The 18,693-nt window shown below is 65.2% G+C and carries 17 protein-coding genes; 8 read left to right on the top strand and 9 right to left on the bottom strand.

Features of this window, described 5'->3' with window-relative positions; translation table 11 throughout:
* Positions 1-118: 118 nt before the first annotated feature.
* The gene (gene ggt / locus ACVMB1_RS25535; protein ID WP_076826098.1) at positions 119-1,705 is read right to left on the bottom strand and encodes a gamma-glutamyltransferase; all 1,587 of its coding nucleotides are present in this window, start codon (positions 1,703-1,705) and stop codon (positions 119-121) included.
* A gap of 181 nt (positions 1,706-1,886) precedes the next feature.
* Between ggt and trhO the strand changes: the two genes are divergently transcribed.
* Positions 1,887-2,678 carry an oxygen-dependent tRNA uridine(34) hydroxylase TrhO gene (trhO, locus tag ACVMB1_RS25540; protein ID WP_141340496.1) on the top strand — a complete coding sequence of 264 codons (792 nt, stop codon included), beginning with the start codon at positions 1,887-1,889 and terminating at the stop codon, positions 2,676-2,678.
* Complete coding sequence (locus tag ACVMB1_RS25545) at positions 2,671-2,886, top strand: SlyX family protein (RefSeq protein ID WP_028333247.1); 216 nt, start codon at positions 2,671-2,673, stop codon at positions 2,884-2,886. Before trhO ends, ACVMB1_RS25545 begins: the two co-directional genes overlap by 8 nt.
* A 29-nt stretch (positions 2,887-2,915) precedes the next feature.
* On the opposite strand, the gene ACVMB1_RS25550 is transcribed toward ACVMB1_RS25545, so the two are convergent.
* Complete coding sequence (locus ACVMB1_RS25550) at positions 2,916-3,848, bottom strand: LysR family transcriptional regulator (RefSeq protein ID WP_456782452.1); 933 nt, start codon at positions 3,846-3,848, stop codon at positions 2,916-2,918.
* Positions 3,849-4,184: 336 nt separating this feature from the next.
* Here ACVMB1_RS25550 and ACVMB1_RS25555 point away from each other — a divergent pair, with 336 nt between their 5' ends.
* The 3 genes from ACVMB1_RS25555 to ACVMB1_RS25565 all read left to right on the top strand — a co-directional run bounded on the left by ACVMB1_RS25555 (position 4,185) and on the right by ACVMB1_RS25565 (position 6,710).
* Entirely contained in the window at positions 4,185-4,598 is a 414-nt protein-coding gene (locus ACVMB1_RS25555; protein ID WP_057016934.1) for a TadE/TadG family type IV pilus assembly protein, read from the top strand.
* 1 nt (position 4,599) lies between these two features.
* Positions 4,600-6,270, top strand: a complete 1,671-nt coding sequence (locus ACVMB1_RS25560; RefSeq protein ID WP_141340495.1) for a pilus assembly protein TadG-related protein — start codon at positions 4,600-4,602, stop codon at positions 6,268-6,270.
* 152 nt (positions 6,271-6,422) lie between these two features.
* Positions 6,423-6,710 (top strand): PilZ domain-containing protein, encoded by a 288-nt coding sequence (locus ACVMB1_RS25565; protein WP_229189556.1) that lies wholly within the window; start codon positions 6,423-6,425, stop codon positions 6,708-6,710.
* Between the two features lie 123 nt (positions 6,711-6,833).
* On the opposite strand, the gene ACVMB1_RS25570 is transcribed toward ACVMB1_RS25565, so the two are convergent.
* A complete protein-coding gene (locus ACVMB1_RS25570) occupies positions 6,834-7,019 on the bottom strand; it encodes a hypothetical protein (protein WP_028333252.1) in 186 nt (61 codons plus the stop codon).
* 121 nt (positions 7,020-7,140) lie between these two features.
* Here ACVMB1_RS25570 and hemE point away from each other — a divergent pair, with 121 nt between their 5' ends.
* Both hemE and ACVMB1_RS25580 read left to right on the top strand, forming a co-directional pair.
* Positions 7,141-8,187, top strand: coding sequence for a uroporphyrinogen decarboxylase (gene hemE, locus ACVMB1_RS25575; RefSeq protein WP_456849348.1), 1,047 nt, complete (start codon positions 7,141-7,143; stop codon positions 8,185-8,187).
* Positions 8,188-8,426: 239 nt separating this feature from the next.
* Positions 8,427-9,263 carry an IS5 family transposase gene (locus tag ACVMB1_RS25580; protein WP_456814840.1) on the top strand — a complete coding sequence of 279 codons (837 nt, stop codon included), beginning with the start codon at positions 8,427-8,429 and terminating at the stop codon, positions 9,261-9,263.
* 36 nt (positions 9,264-9,299) lie between these two features.
* Here ACVMB1_RS25580 and ACVMB1_RS25585 read toward each other — a convergent pair whose 3' ends face one another.
* The 3 genes from ACVMB1_RS25585 to ACVMB1_RS25595 are packed head-to-tail and all read right to left on the bottom strand — an operon-like array spanning position 9,300 to position 13,559.
* A complete protein-coding gene (locus ACVMB1_RS25585) occupies positions 9,300-10,913 on the bottom strand; it encodes a GMC family oxidoreductase (protein ID WP_076826091.1) in 1,614 nt (537 codons plus the stop codon).
* Between the two features lie 59 nt (positions 10,914-10,972).
* Entirely contained in the window at positions 10,973-12,562 is a 1,590-nt protein-coding gene (gene mhpA, locus ACVMB1_RS25590) for a bifunctional 3-(3-hydroxy-phenyl)propionate/3-hydroxycinnamic acid hydroxylase MhpA (RefSeq protein ID WP_141340763.1), read from the bottom strand.
* A 1-nt stretch (position 12,563) separates the two neighbouring features.
* Positions 12,564-13,559 (bottom strand): VOC family protein, encoded by a 996-nt coding sequence (locus ACVMB1_RS25595; protein ID WP_246786743.1) that lies wholly within the window; start codon positions 13,557-13,559, stop codon positions 12,564-12,566.
* A gap of 266 nt (positions 13,560-13,825) precedes the next feature.
* On the opposite strand from ACVMB1_RS25595, the gene ACVMB1_RS25600 reads away from it, so the two are divergent.
* Positions 13,826-15,787, top strand: coding sequence for a putative bifunctional diguanylate cyclase/phosphodiesterase (locus ACVMB1_RS25600; protein ID WP_456814841.1), 1,962 nt, complete (start codon positions 13,826-13,828; stop codon positions 15,785-15,787).
* Between the two features lie 31 nt (positions 15,788-15,818).
* Here the strand turns inward: ACVMB1_RS25600 and ACVMB1_RS25605 are convergent, their stop codons facing one another.
* The 3 genes from ACVMB1_RS25605 to ACVMB1_RS25615 are packed head-to-tail and all read right to left on the bottom strand — an operon-like array spanning position 15,819 to position 18,641.
* On the bottom strand, positions 15,819-16,811 hold the full coding sequence (locus ACVMB1_RS25605) for a PDR/VanB family oxidoreductase (RefSeq protein ID WP_141340760.1): 993 nt from the start codon (positions 16,809-16,811) through the stop codon (positions 15,819-15,821).
* A gap of 12 nt (positions 16,812-16,823) precedes the next feature.
* Positions 16,824-17,576, bottom strand: coding sequence for a GntR family transcriptional regulator (locus ACVMB1_RS25610; RefSeq protein WP_141340759.1), 753 nt, complete (start codon positions 17,574-17,576; stop codon positions 16,824-16,826).
* Positions 17,577-17,591: 15 nt separating this feature from the next.
* Positions 17,592-18,641 (bottom strand): aromatic ring-hydroxylating dioxygenase subunit alpha, encoded by a 1,050-nt coding sequence (locus tag ACVMB1_RS25615; protein WP_200844531.1) that lies wholly within the window; start codon positions 18,639-18,641, stop codon positions 17,592-17,594.
* Between the last annotated feature and the right edge of the window lie 52 nt (positions 18,642-18,693).

Consider the following 18,693-nt stretch of genomic DNA (forward strand, 5'->3'; position numbering starts at 1 on the left):
ATCAGTTGCGCCGCCAGATACGAGTAGGTGATGCCGGTGACGGGCTTCCGCGGGGCAGGACTAGCACCATCCCCGCGACAACACCTTGTTTCCGCCGGCCCCTGATCGGCCGCGACAATCAGTAGCCGAGCGCGCAGCCGTCCTTGCGCGGATCGGAGCCGCCGGTCAGCGTCCCCTTGTCCCAATCGATCCAGATGCCCTGCCCGCCGCCGAGCGGCGCGACCACGCTGGTGGTCTTGTGACCGATCTTCTTCAGGCCTTCGACGATCTCCGCCGGCACAGAGTCCTCGAGCTGGTAGACGCCTTCGTAGTGCAGGCCGCGCGGCATATCGATGGCTTCCTGAATGTCGCAGCCATAGTCGAGCATGTTGGTCAGCACACGGGTCTGGCCGACCGGCTGGTACTGCCCGCCCATCACGCCGTACGGCATCAGCGCACGGCCGTTCCTGGTGACCAGCGCCGGGATGATGGTGTGCAGCGGACGCTTGCCCGGTGCGATGCAATTCGGATGTCCGGGCTGGATGCGGAAGCCGCCGGCGCGGTTCTGCAGCAGGACGCCGGTCTTGTTGGAGACGATCGCCGAGCCGAACGAATGCGCGATCGAATTGATGAACGAGCAGACGTTGCGATCCTTGTCGACCACCGTGATGTAGACCGTCGACGGATTCATCGGCGGCGCGACGTTCGGCAGTTCGAGCAGCCGGTCCATCCGGATGTTCTTGATGTGCTCTTCGGCGAATTCCCTGGCGAGGATGCCGGCAACGTCGACATGCACGTGCTGGGGATCGCCGATATGCTGCTCGCGCATCATGTAGGCGATGCGTGCCGCCTCGGCCTCGAGATGGAAGCGCTCGATGCTGAGCGGCTTGAACTTGGTCAGGTCGAAGCGCGACAGGATGTTGAGCATGACCAGCATGGTGATGCCGGGGCCGTTCGGCGGGCACTGCCAGACGTCGTAGCCCTTGTACATCGTGCCGATCGGCGAGGTCGCCTCGGTCGAGTGCGCGGCGAAGTCCTCGAGCGTGTGCAGGCCGCCGATGCCGCGCAGCGTGTCGACCATGTCGGCGGCGATCTCGCCGCTATAGAAGGCGTCGCGGCCCTTTTGCGCGATCGCGCGCAGCGTCTTGCCGAGCTCGGGCTGGCGGATCACGTCGCCGGCAACCGCGGGCCTGCCGTGCGGCAACAGATAGCGCTCGGTGTTGGTGCCGTTCTTCAGCTTCTCGAAGCCGTTCTTCCAGTCGAAGGCGATGCGCGGCGCGACCACGTAGCCCTCTTCGGCGGCCTTGATCGCGGGCTGCAGCAGCCGGTCGAAGCCGAACTTGCCGTGGTCCTTCAGGATCACGTCCCAGGCATCGACCGCGCCGGGAATGCTGACCGCATGTGCCGAGGTCAGCGGCACCGAATGGATCTTGCGCTCGAGATACCAGTCGGCGGTCGCCGCCATCGGCGCCCGGCCGCTGCCGTTATAGGCGGTGATCTTGCCTTCTCCCCGCGGCTGGATCAGCGCGAAGCAGTCGCCGCCGATGCCGGTCGATTGCGGCTCGATGACGCCGAGCAGCGCGCAGGCTGCAACCGCCGCGTCGGCGGCCGTGCCGCCCTCGCGCATCACCTCGATGGCCGCGAGCGCCGCTTCCGGATGCGACGTCGCCACCATCGCGTTCTGGGCGTGGACCGTGGAACGGCCGGCGAAATGGAAATTCCTCATAACGGAGTGCTCGCTTGATCGTGATGGTCTGATGCGGCTGCGGCGGATGATGCCAAGGGAGTACAAAGTACATGGCACACTCATCCCCGGCTGAGCAATGCCTGGCATGCCAGGGGAATTATCCCGACAATGCATGGCTTTGTGGGTTTCGCCGGCCTGGCCGGCCTGATAAACCCCGGCGATGCCCTTCAAGGTCGCCGCCTTCTACCAGTTCGCCGCGCTGCCGGACTTCCGCGCGCTGCGCGAGCCGCTGCGCGCGTTCTGCGCCGCGCTCGATCTCAAGGGCAGCGTGCTGCTCGCCCATGAGGGCATCAACGGCACCATTGCCGGCACCGACCAAGGCATCGATGACTTCGTTGCGGAGCTCAGGCACGGAGCGCTGTTCGGCGGCCGCCTCGACAATCTCGAGCTGAAGTTCTCCGAAGCGGCGCAGATGCCATTCCAGCGGCTCAAGGTGCGGCTGAAAAAGGAGATCGTCACGCTCGGCGACACCACGGTCGATCCGACGCGGCAGGTCGGCACCTATGTCGATGCCGCCGACTGGAACGAGCTGATCGCCGCGCCTGACATCGTGGTACTCGATACCCGCAACGCGTTCGAGGTCGCGATGGGCACGTTCGAAGGCGCGGTGGATCCCAGGATCGCGAGCTTTGGACAATTCAAGGAATTTGCGGCGCGAAACCTCGATCCGGCCAAGCACCGCAGGATTGCGATGTTCTGCACCGGCGGCATCCGCTGCGAGAAGGCCAGCGCCTATCTGCTCGCGCAAGGTTTTGCCGAGGTCTATCACCTCAAGGGCGGCATTCTGAAATATCTCGAGGAAACCCCGCAGCTGGACAGCCGCTGGCGCGGCGACTGTTTTGTGTTCGACGAGCGTGTCGCGCTCGGCCACGGCCTGCGCGAGCGTGCGGGTGCGCGTTCGAGCGACGCGGAGCGCGAGAGTACCCCCTGCGAGGCTGCCGTCCATGAATGACACGGCCAAGCTGAGCGAGCGGATCGATGCGCTGGAGGTTCGCCTGACCTATCAGGACGAGGCCATCGAGACGCTGAACCAGACCATCACGGCACAATGGAAGCAGATCGACGCGCTGACGCGCCAGATCGCCGAGTTGCGCGACCGGCTTCAGGAGGCCGAACGCCAGGCGCCCGGCCCCGCCAACGAACGCCCACCGCACTATTGATCGGTGCCGCCGGACCGCGGCAGCACCAGCTACATGTTGCTCACCTGACGCATCGGCTTCGCGCCGCTGAAGAACAGGCTGGACAACCGCTGCACCATCGCCGTGGCGCGGCTGCCTTCGAGACCAGGGCGAACGCACAGCAGGCGCTTCTGCAACGGAAGCTCCGGAAGATAATAGTCCTTCGCCGAGATCAGCGAGGACGGGATCATCCGCTCGGGGCACGCCGTCAGGCCGTACCCGGCCCGGGCGGCTTCCAGTCGCAGCTGGTGGTTCGGGCTCCTGAACACGATCTTGTACGTGATGTTGTGCTTGGTGAGCGTCCGGATCATCCAGTCGTCACCTGGCCAGGCCAGGATCGGGATCGGGGCGCCCGGCCGCAGCACAAAATCGCGCGATCGCACCCACACCGACCGCTCCTCGGCTTCGGCGGCGATCGTCACCTCGTCTTCGTTCTCCTGCGAAGGGTTGCTGTAGACGAACGCGATGTCGATGTAGCCGTCGATCACCCCCCTGATGACGGCCGGTGACATGTCGGCGTGCAGCAGAACGTCGGCGAGTGCATCGGAGGGATGCAGCTTCAGGAATTCCTCCGCGAGCATCGTGCTGATTCCCAGCCGCAACGGCTGGGGTCCTTCATGATTGCCGCCGAGCCGAAGCAGTTGATCGTTGGCTTCGAGGATGCGCCTCGCCTGCTGCACGGCGACCTTGCCGAGCTCGGTGGTCGTGGTGCCGTTTGCGGTTCTGACGAAGAGTGCGCCACCAATCAGGCTTTGCAGGCGCTTGACCTGCGAACTGATCGCCGGCTGGCTGAGGCCGAGACGCTCCCCGGCTTTCGACAGGCTGCCTGTCTCCGCGATCGCAACGACGGTACGAACGATTTCAGTAGGAATATTCAAATGCTGACGCGGTCTATGCATCGCGAGCCCTCCAGTCTCAGCACGGGACGCAATTCCAATCTCCACAGTATGCCATCAGGCTATACTAACATTTGGTTGCACTTTCGTTTAGCCACAATTACCCGCCAAGGCACTGATATTGCAGGTCATATGTATTGTTACGTGCATTGCTCCGCATATCACGGTATCCAACAACTACATCTCCACACGCTGCAGCACCTCAACCGCACCACACCCCGGGTTTTTGCGGGTATCGCATCAAATATTCTGATCGCCCCATAATGCTTCACTGACCCGATAAGTCTGAATTGCGGCCGCTGATTCGTGAAAGCGTTTTCATAGTTTTCCTTAATCAAAGCCTCGCAACGTGACGTCGTCGTTGGCGTTTCGAGGTGTGTTGCAATGACCAGTTTTTTTCGCTGCCGAAGCGGTGCGTCCGCCGTCGAATTCGCGCTGATGCTGCCGCTGTTTCTTGCCTTCATTTTCGGCATCATCGTCTTCGGCTCGTATCTCGCCATGGTGCATGGCGTTCAGCAACTCGCCGCCGAAGCGGCGCGGTCATCCATCGCGGGAATGACCGACACCGAACGCAACAGCCTCGCGACGAGCTATGTCACCGCCAACGCGTCGACCTATCCATTGCTCGTTCCCGGCAATCTCACGGTCAATGCCGCGCCGTCTCCATCGAATGCCAACGTCTACGTCGTGACGGTCAACTACAACGCGGCCGGCAACTTCATCTACAAGCTGCCCTTCGTCCCCGCCCCGGCGAGCACCATCGTCCGCTCCGCGGCGATTCAGTACGGGGGATTTTAGGATGAGAGGCGTCCTCATGCTGATGCGGCGCTTCGGCGCCGACGAACGAGGAAACTTCGCGATGATCAGCGCCGGCCTGATGACGCTCCTGATCGGGTGCGCCGGGCTCGCCATCGATCTCGGCACGATCTTCGCCGACCGGCGCAAGACGCAGAGCACCGCCGATCTCGCCGCGATCGTCGCCGCCGCCAACCTGAACAATCCGGTCAACGCCGCCACCGCGACGGTTACGCAGAACAAGTACCCGGCCAGTGCGCTGGTCAAGGTCGAGACAGGAACCTACACCGCAAACAGCGCCATCGCGCCGCAGGCCCGTTTCGTGACCCCGGCGGTCGGCACTCCCAACGCCGCGCGGGTCACGCTGAACACCCAGACCCCGCTCTACTTCGCGCGGTACCTCACCGGCGCGAGCAGCTTCACCATCAAGACGACCGCTACCGCGACATCGACCGAAATGGCCTCGTTCGCGATCGGGTCGAGGCTGCTCTCGGTCAACGGCGGCGCGCTCAATGCGCTGCTCGGCTCGATGCTCGGCACCACGCTGTCGCTCTCGGTGATGGACTACAATGCGCTGATCAGCGCCAAGATCGACGCCCTGGACTTCCTGTCGGCACTGGCGACCCGGGTCAACCTGACCGGCGTCACCTATAGCGACCTGCTGAGCAGCAACATCAAGGTCGGCGACATCGTCGCGTCGGCGCTGACCACCCAGCAGATCACCAACGGCGCCAACGCGGCGACCACAGCGCTGTCGACGATCTCCCAGGCCGTCACCGGCTCCACCACCAAGATTTCGCCGGGCACGCTGGTCGACCTCGGTCCCTTCGCCAATCTCACGGCGGGGCAGAAACCCAAGGTCGGCGCCAGCGTTTCGGTGTTCGACCTGATTTCCACGGTGGCCCAGATCGCCAACGGCAACCATCAGATCGCGACCTCGATCAATCTCGGCCTGCCCGGCATCGCCAACGTCTCCGTGATCGCAACGATCGGCGAGCGACCGGTCGGCTCGAGCTGGATCGCGATCGGCACCCAGGGTGTGAGCGTCCACACCGCGCAGACCAGGATCCTGGCGACGATCAATGTGCTCGGCTCCGGCACCGTGTCTGCGATCAATCTCCCGGTCTATGTCGAGGTCGCCTCGAGTACCGCGACACTCAACGCGGTGTCCTGCGGCCACCCCAACATCAACACCTCGCAGGTCACGATCGGCGTGACGCCTGGGATCGTGGATGCATGGATCGGCAACGTCACGATCGCCGACATGACCAACTTCACGACCAAGCCCAATCCGCCGCCGGCGACACTGGTCAACCTTGGTCTCGCCACCGTCACCGGCCTCGCCCATGCCGGCATGGGCAACACCACGCCGACCAATGTCAATTTCAGCTACAGCGACATCCAGTCGGGCACCAAGAAGACGGTGACGACGACCAACTTCCTTTCATCGCTGACAGGAAGTCTGCTCGGCGACCTCTCGCTGACCATCAATCTCGGCCCGCTCGGGCTGCCGATCCCGGGATTGGGGGCGCTCGTCATGAGCATCCTGAACGGCGTGACGAGTTCAGTCGATCAGGTGCTGGCGTCGCTGCTCGCGACGCTCGGCATCGGGCTCGGCCAGGTCGACGTTTGGGTGCTGGGCATCCGCTGCGATGGCGCCGTGCTGGTGAACTAGAGCATGATCCGGAAGAGTACGAAGCGGTTTTCCCTCGCGACAAACGCAAAGCGTTTGCGCGGAGATCATGCTCGAACAAGAAGCGAAAGCGCGACCATCGCGCTTGAGGGGACCGATCGCGACGGGCATCACATCGGGGGTAGGAGACTGCCGTGAGCACAACGATAAGATACAAGACCGACAGCCAACGAACGATCCTGCTGAAGCGCGGGACGATCTTCTTCCGCAACAGCAGTGTCGGATGTCTTGTGCTCAACCTCTCGACCGGCGGCGCGGGGCTCGCCGTGGAAAGCGACGTCGCAATCCCGCTCGCGTTCGACCTCGAGATCGAGAGCGAACCGATCCGGCGGCACTGCATTGTGGCCTGGCGCCTGGAGCGCCGGCTCGGCGTGACCTTCGAATCTGACCGGATGCAGCGCCCCGCAAGCGGCCCCGTCTAGACTATCCCGGCGATCACGGTATGCGGACGGGCCCGGTGCTCCGGGCCATCGCTCCGCGGCGAATAGTTCGCCGCATGTGGAACTCTCTTGGCATCGTGGTTAGCAGGCGCTGGCATACACCAGCTAATTGTCCCGATTGCCGTCGTGCTTTGACGGCGCGGGCTGCGTGGCGCTGACCGGATCGGAGGCCGGGAAGGTATCCTCGAGCCCCTCCTTCAGCCGGGTGCGGGCCTTGCGGTCGGCAGCCTGCGCCTCGTGCGGCTTCTCGGCATGCTTGTCGTGCGGGGCAGGATCGAATTTGTCGGCCATGTCGTCCCTCCATTCGGGGGACAACGCGGCCGCGCAAAGGGGGGTTCCAGAACCGCCTTGGCCCATTGCGCTGCAGCGTGTATCAGGGGCGCAAATTTGACCGTGATCAGGAACTATCCGCGTGCCCCAGGATCCCACCAAGAAGCCGCTCATCGACGTGCTATCGGGCCACCGCCAGGCCGTGCCGCCGCTCTGGATGATGCGGCAGGCCGGCCGCTATCTGCCGGAATATCGCGAGCTGCGCGCCAAGGCCGGCGGCTTCCTCGATCTCTGCTTCACGCCCGAATTCGCCGCCGAGGTCACGCTGCAGCCGATCCGCCGGTTCAACTTCGACGCCGCGATCATCTTCTCCGACATCCTGGTAATCCCCTACGCGCTCGGCCGCTCGGTGCGCTTCGAGGCCGGCGAAGGACCGCGGCTCGATCCGCTGGCAACGCCCGGCGAAATCGCGACGTTGGCAACCGATGCCAACTTCGACACGCTCGAGCCGGTTTTTGAAGCACTGCGCCGCGTCCGTCGCGAACTCGCCCCCGAGATCGCACTGATCGGCTTCTGCGGCGCACCGTGGACGGTTGCGACCTACATGGTGGCCGGACAGGGCACGCCGGACCAGGCACCCGCGCGGATGCTTGCCTACCGCCATCCGGATGCGTTCGCCAAGATCATCGACGTGCTGGTCGAGAACTCGATCCACTATCTCGTCGGCCAGTTGAAGGCCGGTGCCGACTGCCTGCAGATCTTCGACACCTGGGCCGGCGTGCTGCCGCCGCGCCAGTTCGCCCGCTGGGCGATCGAGCCGACCCGGCGCATCGTGGCCGGGGTGCGCAAGCAGGTCCCCGATGCCAGGATCATCGGCTTCCCGCGCGGCGCGGCAGGCATGCTGCCGGCCTATATCGAGCAAACCGGCGTCGATGCGGTCTCGATCGATTGGGCCACCGAGCCGTCGATGATCCGCGAGCGCGTGCAAAGCCGCGTCGCGGTGCAGGGCAATCTCGATCCGCTGGCCCTGATCGCCGGCGGCGCCGCGCTCGACCGCGCGGTGGACGATGTGCTGGAGAACTTCGGCAAGGGGCGGATGATCTTCAATCTCGGGCACGGCATCCTCCCCGAGACGCCGATCGCCCATGTCGAGCAGATGGTCGCACGGGTGCGCGCGTATAAGGGCTGACGTCCAGTCGCCCACTCTATCACCGTCACCGCGCGAAGGCTTCGCCTTTGTCGCTGGAGGAGCGCGCTCTTGCGCGCGTCTCGAAGGGTCGACGGCCCGGAGCTTTCCGAGCCGTCAGACCGGGGCCGTGCATCCTTCGAGACGCGCTACGCGCTCCTCAGAGCCTGACTGAAAAATGGGTGAGTGATCTCAGTGGGGTGTGATTCCATCGGATTTGCAAAGATTCGAGGGAGAGCACGATGCCCTGGACCAAGATCACTCGGGAGCAATATCGGCGGGACGATCTGCGTTATGCAAGCGATATGACCGATGCGGAGTGGGCGGTGATCAGACGCCTGTTGCCGCGAGCGAACCGGCGCGGCCGGCCGCGTAAGACGGAGCTGCGTCGTGTGATCGAAGCGATCCTCTATATCGTTTCGACCGGCTGCCAGTGGCGGGCGTTGCCGCAGGAGTTCTCGCCCTATTCGACGGTGCAGGGCTATTTTTATAGATGGCGGGATACAGGCCGGTGGCAGAGGATTGTCAGCGTGCTTGTCCGACGGGCGCGAAAAAAGCTTGGACGGACACCGAAGCCGACGGCAGCCGTGATCGACAGTCAAAGTGCGCCAACCACGCAAGCTGGCGGACCGCGCGGCTACGATGCAGGCAAGCGCATCTACGGCCGCAAGCGGCACATTGTGACGGATACCAATGGCCTCCTCCTTGGGGTTCATGTTCATCCCGCCAACGTTCAGGACTGCCATGGCGCCGTACCGCTGCTGAAGAACGTGCGGATGAACTTCCCCCGGCTGCGCCACGTCTTTGCCGACCGGATCTACCGCGGAAATCAACTCCTCGACGCGCTCTCAGACTGCGGTCCATGGACTGTCGAGATCGTCGAGCGGCCCCAAGGCGTCAAAGGCTTCCAGCTTCTGCCGAGGCGGTGGGTGGTTGAACGCACATTCGCTTGGTTCGGCAGATGCCGCCGCCTCGCCAAGGACTTCGAGGCGACGGTGGCAACCGAAGCTGCCTGGCTGCTGATTGCACACATCAGGCTCCTGACCCGCAGACTCGCGGCTGCAGCTAAGGTTGAGTGATTTATGAGTCAGACTCTCAGGATGACGGATGGCGTCCTACCTCGCATCCTCCAGGATCATGTCCGACGCTTTCTCCGCGATCATGATCGTCGGCGCATTGGTGTTGCCCGACATCAGGTCCGGCATGACGGACGCATCGACCACGCGCAGACCTTCGATGCCGCGCACCTTGAGCCGCTGGTCGACCACCGCGAGCGGATCGTTGCCCATCCGGCAGGTCGAGGTCGGATGATAGACCGTGCTTCCGGTGCGCCGGCAGAAATCGAGCAGGTCGTCGTCGCTGACCACCTTGGCGCCGGGATCGACCTCGCCCACTGAATAGGATTTCAGCGCCGGTGCCGCCAGGATCTTGCGCAGGATACGGATGCCGTCGATGAAGGCGCGGCGATCGGTCTCGGTCGCCAGATAGTTGATGCGGATTTCCGGCGGCACGCCCGGGTCCGCGCTCCTGATCTTCAGCGAACCGCGGCTCTCCGGACGCAGCTGGCAGACCGAGGCCGTGAAGCCCGAGAACGGATGCAGCTGCTCGCCCATCTTGTCGGTCGAGAACGGCAGGAAGTGGATCTGGATGTCGGGCGAGGCAAGCCGCGGGCTGGTCTTGAAGAACGCGCCCGAGGTGCCGGCGGCGATCGTCAGCGGCCCCTTGCGCAGCGCGGCGTAGCGGAGGCCCGCCATGACGCGGCGCACGGGATGATTGATGACGTCGTTCAGCGTGACGGTCTGCGCGCAGCGCGTGACGATGCGGACCTGCATGTGGTCCTGCAGGTCGTTGCCGACGCCGGGCGCATCGAGCACGATGTCGATGCCGTGCTGCTTCAACAGATCGGCAGGGCCGACGCCGGAGAGCTGCAACAATTGCGGCGAGTTGTACGCACCGCTCGATACCAGCACCTCCCTGCGCGCCTTGGCCTTGCGCAATTGCCCGTTCTGCTTGTAGGCGACGCCGCTCGCGCGCTTGCCGTCGAACAGGATGCGCTGCGCCAGCGCCGAGGTCTCGACATGAAGATTGCCGCGCGTCAACGCCGGCCGCAGATAGGACCGCGCCGTCGAGGCGCGCCGGCCGCGCCGCGTCGTGGTCTGGAAGAAGCCCGCGCCCTCCTGGGTCGCGCCGTTGAAATCCGGATTGGTGGGAATCCCGACCTCGGCTGCGGCATGCACGAAGGCCTCCGACAGCGGATCATGATGCCGCCAATCCGACACCGGCAGCGGGCCGCCGGCGCCGTGATAGGTGTTGGAGCCACGCTGCTGATCTTCCGCCTTCCGGAAATAGGGCAGGACGTCGTCATAGCCCCAGCCGGCATTGCCGCGCTGGCGCCAGCGGTCATAGTCCTCATGCTGGCCGCGCACATAGAGCAGGCCGTTGATCGAGCTGGAGCCGCCAAGCACCTTGCCGCGCGGCTGGAACACCTGCCGCCCGTTCAGGCCCGGCTCGGGCTCGGTTTGGTACATCCAGTTGACGGATTTTTCCTTGAACAGCTTGCCGTAGCCGAGCGGCACATGGATCCAGATGTTGCTGTCCTTCGGGCCGGCCTCGAGCAGCAGCACCGAGTGCTTGCCGTCAGCGCTCAGGCGGTTGGCGAGCACGCAACCGGCCGAGCCGGCACCGACGATGACGTAATCATACTCCGCCGCATCGCTATTGTTGTTCACTGGTTTCCCCCGGAATTTCTTTCTTCCGGTGGTACAGACAAAGCGCAGCCTTGAAAAGACTAGTGCCCTGCGCTGAGGTTCTGGAGCAGTTGCCCGACAAGCATACTGAGCTCGCCGGCATTGCGCGCGGCGCCGAAGACGTAGCGGTCCGGCCGCACGATGACGGCCGCGGAGTCATGCTGCCGCATCCAGTCCGCGAACAAACTGTCGCGTTCGACCACGGTCAGGATATCGCCTCGATCGGCGCTTTCGCCTGATGTGGCGATGACGACGCGCTCGCCCGACAGACGCTGCCAGGCGGCAGCGGACGCATCCGACAGCCACACCATCCGCTCCGCCGCCGTCGTCACGATCGCGAATTCCGGCTGCAGCAGATCGTCGAGCCGGCACGTCCGCCCATCCGGCGCGCGCACATGCGGCTGCACGAACAGCCGCCCGGCAAGCGCGGCATCGCGCGCGATCAGGCCGGAGACGAGATCGGGGATGAATTTCTGCCTGATGGTTTCGGCCTTGCCGGCCTTCAGGTCGGCGCGCAGCCGCATGTCGCGTTCGACGGCGGCCACCGGATCGAGCTCGCCGATGATCTTGCCGAACTCCTTGGCGCTGGCGACGACGGCGCGGACATGCGGCTTGCGCTCGATCTCGTAACTGTCGAGCAGCGCACCGCCCGCGTCGCCGCGAAGAACCAGCCGCAACTTCCAGGCCAGGTTCACCGCATCGCGGATACCGGCGCACAGCCCTTGCCCGAGGAACGGCGGCGTCTGGTGCACGGCATCGCCCATCAGCAGCACGCGGCGGTCGCGCCAGCGCCGGCCGAGCAGCGCGTGAAAGCGATAGACCGCCGAGCGCCAGATCGTCAGGTCGGAGATATCGGTGAAACCCTTGAGCAGCGTCACGACGTTGTCGGGCGCGCCGGCCACCTCGGGGTCCTCGCCGGGCAGCAGCTTGATCTCCCAGCGTCGCAAATTGCGCGGACCCGGCACGAAAGTGCCGGGACGCGACGGCCAGCAATACTGAAAGCTCTTGGCCGGCCGCTTGGCGGGATCGCTGGTCAGCGTGTCCACCACCATCCACCATTCATCGAAGGCGAGGTCGTCGAGGCCGATGCCGAGCTGCTTGCGGACGAAGCTGTTGGCGCCGTCGCAGCCGACCAGATAGCGCGCGCGGATCAAGAACTCCTCGCCGGTCTCGCGGCGTGCCGTCAGCATCACCGCGCCATCGTCCTGCTGCAGCGCCACGCCCGTGGCCGCAAGGAAAATGTCGGCATGCGGATAGTCGGCGAGCTTGTCGCGCAGCGCCTGCTCGACGTCCGGCTGCACGAAGGTCACGTTCGGAATCCAGCCGAGCGGAAACGGCGGCGGCATCGGATCGAAGATCTTGATGATCTCGCCGTCGACGCCGAGATAGTGCGAGCCGTTATGCGGAGCGATCGCCTGTTCCATGAAATCGCCGAGCCCGATCGCCTGCAGCACGCGCAGCGCCTCGTGGTCGAGCGTGATCGCGCGCGGCTTGTCGTAGATGTCGGCAACGCGCTCGACGACCGCAACGCGCAAGCCGGATTTCGCGAGCAGGTTGGCGAAGATGGCACCGACCGGCCCGAGGCCGATGATGGCCACGTCATGGATGGGATAATCGGCTGACAATGACATGCTACTTCGCGAGGTAGCTCTCGAGCGTCAGCGGCTTCGGCTTCACCTCGGGTTCGCGGATCGCGACACCTTCGAACGGCGTCGCCTCCTCGAACCAGGCCTGCCGCGCCGGCAACCCCCACGGGAACGAGATCGTGTGGTCGGACGGATCCCAGCCGACCGGCTCGTTCTCGATGTCCATGATCTGATAGTGGGTGTTGAACAGCTCGACGCGATGCCCGTCGGGATCGCGCATGTAGACATACATCGCGTGTCCCGGCCCATGACGCCCGGGGCCGCGTTCAACCGCCGCGCCATAGCCGAGCTCGCCGGCGACATCGCAGGCGTTGAGCAGATGATGAACTTCGGGCGCGAGAAATGCGAAATGATGCAGCCGCGGTCCGGCGCCGTTGAAGAACACGATGTCGTGCGGATTGCCCTTGCGCTGCAGGAACACGCCGCGCAGGTCGAAGGTATCAGCCGGCGCGATATATTCGCTGAGACGAAACCCTGCCGCGGTGTAGAACTCGCACGCCTTGCGCAGCTCCGGCGTCAGCACCTGGTAGTGATCGAGCCGCAGCGCCGAGCCGCCGGCATGGCGGGTGAATTTGGTGATCATGCGCGGCTCGACCGGCATGGTCGCGCAGAACTCCAGCGGCGTGCCGGCCGGATCGGTCGCGTGCAGGGTGCGGCCCTGATGCGGCACTTCGGCCCAGGCGGCCCGGCATCCCTGCGCTTCGAAGAAGGCCTTGAGCCGGTCGAGGTCATCGTCCTGAAAGACCCGCAGGCCGAGCCGTGCGCAGGCGGCGCCCTCGCCTTTGCGCAACGCAAGGCTGTGATGACAGGCCTCCTCGACGCCGCGGAAATAGAGTGTGCCGCCCTCCTCCGCGGTCAGGATCAGCCCGATCACCTTTTCGTAGAACTGCCGGCTCGCCGCAAGATCACGAACGCTCAGGACGACATGGCTGGCCCGCGTGATATGGAACCCGGGATCGTGGTTCGTCGTCGGGAGGCTCATGCGCACCTTCTGGTTTTTGCCGTTCGCGGGAACCCGACTCATCGCGAAAAACCCGCGGGGGATCAAGCAGCGCGGCGCGCGGCAAGCTTTGCCGATCCGTGACCTCGCGTCACGCATTTGTATCGATTTGTTAGCAATGCCTGCCGGTGGAACCGAAGGAGCGGCCCGCCGCGGCACGGTCCGTTCCAATAGTTCATAGTTTGTCAAAGGTTTGCAGAGAATTCTTCGCCACGGCGCCATGGCCAAACCGGGCAGGCAACGTAGTGATGCGTACCCATCTGAGATCATATTTCGCGACCCTGTTCGCCGGCGACCTCGCGGCCTTCGGTGCACCACCGACGGATGAAGCGCTTGCCGGCCACATTCGCGCCGAACAGGTCTCGCTGGTGCTCGGCTATTCCTTCGGCATCATGCTGGCCAACGCCTGCAACGCGCTGGTGCTCGCGATTGCGCTGTGGCGATCGCCGGACTGGGCCTTTGCGCTGGTGTGGGCGGTCGCGGTGGGCAGCGCGGCGCTGTTCTTCGGCCTGCAGGCGCGGGCATCGCGCCGCATCGCCAAGCCGCAATTCGTGTCGCGCCGAACCATGTACCGGCTGGTGCGCAATGCGCTGGCGCTCGGGACGGCCTGGGGCGTCGTCCCCGTCGCCTTCTTCGCGAACGCATCGAGCGGCGCCCAGCTCGTCATCACCTGCCTGTGCGCCGGAATGCTGGCCGGCGGCGCCTTCGCGTTCTCCACCATCCCGATCGCCGCGATTGCGTTCACCGCGCCGATCTTCGTCGGCACCGCGATCTGCCTCGGCCGGGACGGCGATTTCGTCTACCTCCTGATGGCCGTGCTGGTGCTGGTCTATGGTTCGGTGCTGCTGCGCGGCGTGTTCGTCAACGCGTTCGAGTTCAGGCGGCGGGTCATCGCCCAGCACGAGGCCGAACGGACGGTGAGGCAGGATCCGCTGACGCATCTGCCGAACCGCGTCGCCTTCAATGAAGCGCTCAACGGCGCACTGAACCGGCTGGCGCGGTCGGGCGAGGAATTCGCGGTGCTGCTGCTCGATCTGGATCGCTTCAAGGAGGTCAACGACAGGTTCGGCCATCCGGCAGGCGACGAGTTCCTGGTGCAGGTGGCCGCCCGGCTGCAGCGCTGCACGCGCGCGGCCGAACATGTCGCACGGATCGGCGGCGACGAGTTCGCGCTGATCATGTCCAATCTGACGCGGCCCGAGGACGCGTTTGCAATCGCCGAACGGTTCGTCGCGGCCTTTGCCGACCCGTTCCCGATCGATGGGCTGGAGGTCAACCGGACGATCAGCATCGGCATCGTGCTGGCGCCGCGGGACGGCAGCACGTCCCACGACCTGCTCAAGCACGTCGACATCGCGCTTTACCGGGCGAAGAAATCCGCGCCCGGCACCATCTGCTTCTTCGAGGCCAGCGACGACCGGTCGGCGCGCGACCGCCGCGCCCTGCAGCGGGATCTCGAGCACGCCATCGAGGCGGACGAGCTGTTTCTGGTCTACCAGCCGTTCCTCGACATCCGCAAAGACCGCGTCACCGGCTTCGAGGCCCTGCTGCGCTGGCAGCATCCGACCCGCGGCCTGATCCCGCCGACCGTCTTCATCCCGATCGCCGAGGAGAGCGGGCTGATCCACCAGCTGGGCGAGTGGGTGATCCGTCGCGCCTGCACGATGCTGTCGCGCTGGCCGGACGACATCCGGATCGCGGTCAATTTCTCCGCGGTCCAGTTCCAGAACGTCGGCATCCTGCAGACGATCGTCGACGCGCTGGCCGAGGCGAACGTCGCGCCGAACCGTCTCGAGATCGAGATCACCGAGTCGATGCTGATCTCGAAATACGGATCGGCGCCCGCGATCCTGCACGCGCTGCTCGAGCTCGGCCTGACGGTCGCGCTCGACGATTTCGGCACCGGCTTCTCGTCGCTGACCTATCTGCGCAAGCTGCCGTTCAGCCGTATCAAGATCGATCAATCCTTCATCCGGGACATGCTGACCCAGCCGGACTGCGCCGCGATCGTCAAATCGGTGATCGGCCTCGCGCAGGAGCTGCAGATCGGCGTCGTGGCCGAAGGCGTCGAAACCGCGGATCAGCTCGAATATCTGCGCCAGACCAGTTGCGATGAGGTCCAGGGCTATCTGATCGGGCGGCCGATGTCAGGCAGCGAGATCTCCGCACTGCTCGATCACGATCCGCAGCACTCGGTGCACGCGGCGTAACGCCGATCGACCGTCCGCGCCGATCGGCTCGTCAGGGCGTGTCCGACCGATGCAGGGTGTCGACCGTGATGGTGCCGCGGGCGCGCGACACGCAGGCGCAGATCTTGCGGCTCTCCCGCTTCTGATGGTCACTGAAGAAGACGTCGCGATGGTCAATCTCGCCGTCGACATCGACCACGTCGAGCGCGCAGACCCCGCATTCACCGCGCCGGCAGTCGCTCATCACCTCATGACCGGCTTCGTTGAGCACGTCCAGCATCGACCGGTCGCGCGGGATGACGAACTCGGTCCCCAGCTCAGTCCCTGGGCCCCTGAGCCGTACGCGGAACGGCTCGGTCGGCAGCAGCCCGCTCGATCCAAAGGTCTCGTAGCGCAAGTCGGAGAGCGGGCGGCCGGATGCCTCCCAGGCGCGCCGCGCCGCGTCCAGCATCCGCATCGGGCCGCAGAACAGCGTCATCGTGTCTTGCGGAAGCGCCGCAAAGACGCTGTCGAAGTCGAGCCGCCTGCCTTCGTCGCCGGCCTGAACGGTGAGGCGGTCGCCGAGCGCACGCTCAAGCATATCGAGATAGACCGCATCGCCGCGCGTGCGCACGGCATAGTGCAGCGTCACGCCGGCGTCGCGGCGGGCGAGCGCCTGTGCCGCACCGACGATCGGCGTGATGCCGATGCCGCCCGCGATCAGGCAGAACTGCCGCCGCGTCCAGTCGAGCTGCACCAGCGAGGTCGGCAGCGTGACGGTGAGCCGCACGCCCGGCGCGAGCGACCACATGTAGCGCGAGCCGCCGCGGGAATCCGCTGCGCGCCGAACTGCGATCCGGTAGCCCTGCGGATCGGCTTCGCCGACCAGCGAATAGGAGCGGGTCTGCGGCTGGCCTTCGATGGTGACGCCGACATCGATATGGCTGCCGACCGGATAGGGCGCACCCGTAAAGTTATCCGGCCGCAGCAGGAATTCACGGATGCCGGGCGTGAGGTCGCGCACGGCGAGCAGCGTGGCGGATGTCCAGGTCTCGATGAATCGCATGGCGTTCTCCGCTCAGCCGGCTGCCGAATTGATCAGCGCCAGCGCCGGCAGCAGATCGAGATGGCTGCGGTTGCGCAGCGCCAGCCGCAGATTGCGTGCCGCAAGCCTTGCGTGCTCGCGCATGATCGCCTCGGCACGCGCGCCCTCGCGGTTCTCGATGGCGTCGACCACAATGCGATGGTGATCCTGCGCGATCAGCAGGATGAGGCGCGCCTCAGGCAACGCCGATTGCGCCATCACGAAGCCGCTCGGCGAGGCGAATGGCAGCGCCGAGGCGCGGTCGATCTGCCGGATCAGCGGCGGGCTGCGCGACAGCTCGGTGAGCAACGCGTGGAAGCGCGCGTTGAGCGCGACATAGGACGAAAAGGCTTCGACCGAAATCGGATCCTGCCGCACCAGGCCGTCGATCTCGTTGAGGCATTCCTTCAACGGCTCGAGATCGCGCGACGAGACGCCGCGCTCGGCGGCGAAGCGCGCGGCCAGTCCCTCCAGCGTGCCGCGCAGCTCGATCGAATCGAGAATGTCGCGCTCGGAAAATGCCTTGACCATGAAGCCGCCGGAAGGGATCGCCTCCAGCAGGCCTTCCTCTTCCAGCCGCACCAGCGCCATCCGCACCGGCGTGCGCGACACCCCGGTGAACTCGACCGCCTGCAGCTCCGAGATCCGCTCGCCGGGCCGCAGGCCGCCGGAGAGAACGAGGTCGCGCAGCGCAAGCTGCGCCCGCACGGTCTGCGACACTGAACGATCGGTCTCGCGTTCCGCCATGGGCTCGCCCCTCGTCTACTCGGCAGCCTGCAGCTGCTCCGGCGGATTTTCCTTCGCCACCATGCGGTCGATGACGCGCCGCGCCCACATTGCGCCGGCGTCGATGTTGAGATTGTAGAACACCCGGTCCGGATTCTCGTCCATCGCGCGCTGCTGCGCTTCCAGGATGATCTCATCCTCATGGAAGATGCCGGCGACGCCGTCGCGGATTTCGCTAGTCAGCCGCTGCTCGGTAATGCGGTGATTGCGGACGAACGCCCAGAAGTAATGGCAGGTCTTCTCGGTCTCGGGCGTGATCGTGTTCAGCACATAGCCGTTGACGCCCTGCGAACGATCGCCCTCCGGCGCGCCCGAACCGGCCGGCGCGACGCCGACGTCGATGTTGACGGTGCACGGCGCTTCGAAGCGGATGATCTGCCAGCGATCGACCGGGCCCGGCTTCTGCAGCTGCCTGGCCCAGAACGGCGGCGCCTCGATGCCCTTCATCCAGCGCGTTACGGTGACCGTCTTCTCGCCATGGGTGACGTCGAACGGCGCCTCGGCGACCGCATCATTGCCGATGCTCGAGCCGTGCACGAAGGTCTCGTGCGTCAGGTCCATCAGATTGTCGACGACGAGGCGATAGTCGCAATTGACGTGAATGGTCTTGCCGTCGCCGGCCCAGGCCGGATCGTGGTTCCAGTGCATGTCTGGCACCAGCGCCGGGTCGGCAAGCGCGGGATCCCCCATCCAGAGCCAGATGAAGCGGTGGCGCTCGACGACGGGATAGGCGCGGACGCAGGCCGACGGATTGATCGTCTCCTGCGAGGGCATGAAGGTGCAGCGGCCCTGCGCATTGTATTTCAAGCCGTGATAGCCGCAGACCACGGCATCGCCATCGAGCCGGCCCTTGGAGAGCGGCACGAGGCGGTGCCAGCAGGCATCCTCCAGCGCCACCATCTCGCCGTCGCCCTTCCGGTACATCACGACATGCTTTCCGCAGATCGTCCGCGGCAACAGCGCGTGCTTGATCTCGGCATCCCAGCCGGCCGCGTACCATGCGTTCATTGGAAAGGGTTTTGGCACTGGTCCGCCTCTCAGCGTTTATGAATACGCTATGTATACATTGTATTCGCAA

This window comes from Bradyrhizobium sp. USDA 4504, assembly GCF_054063995.1.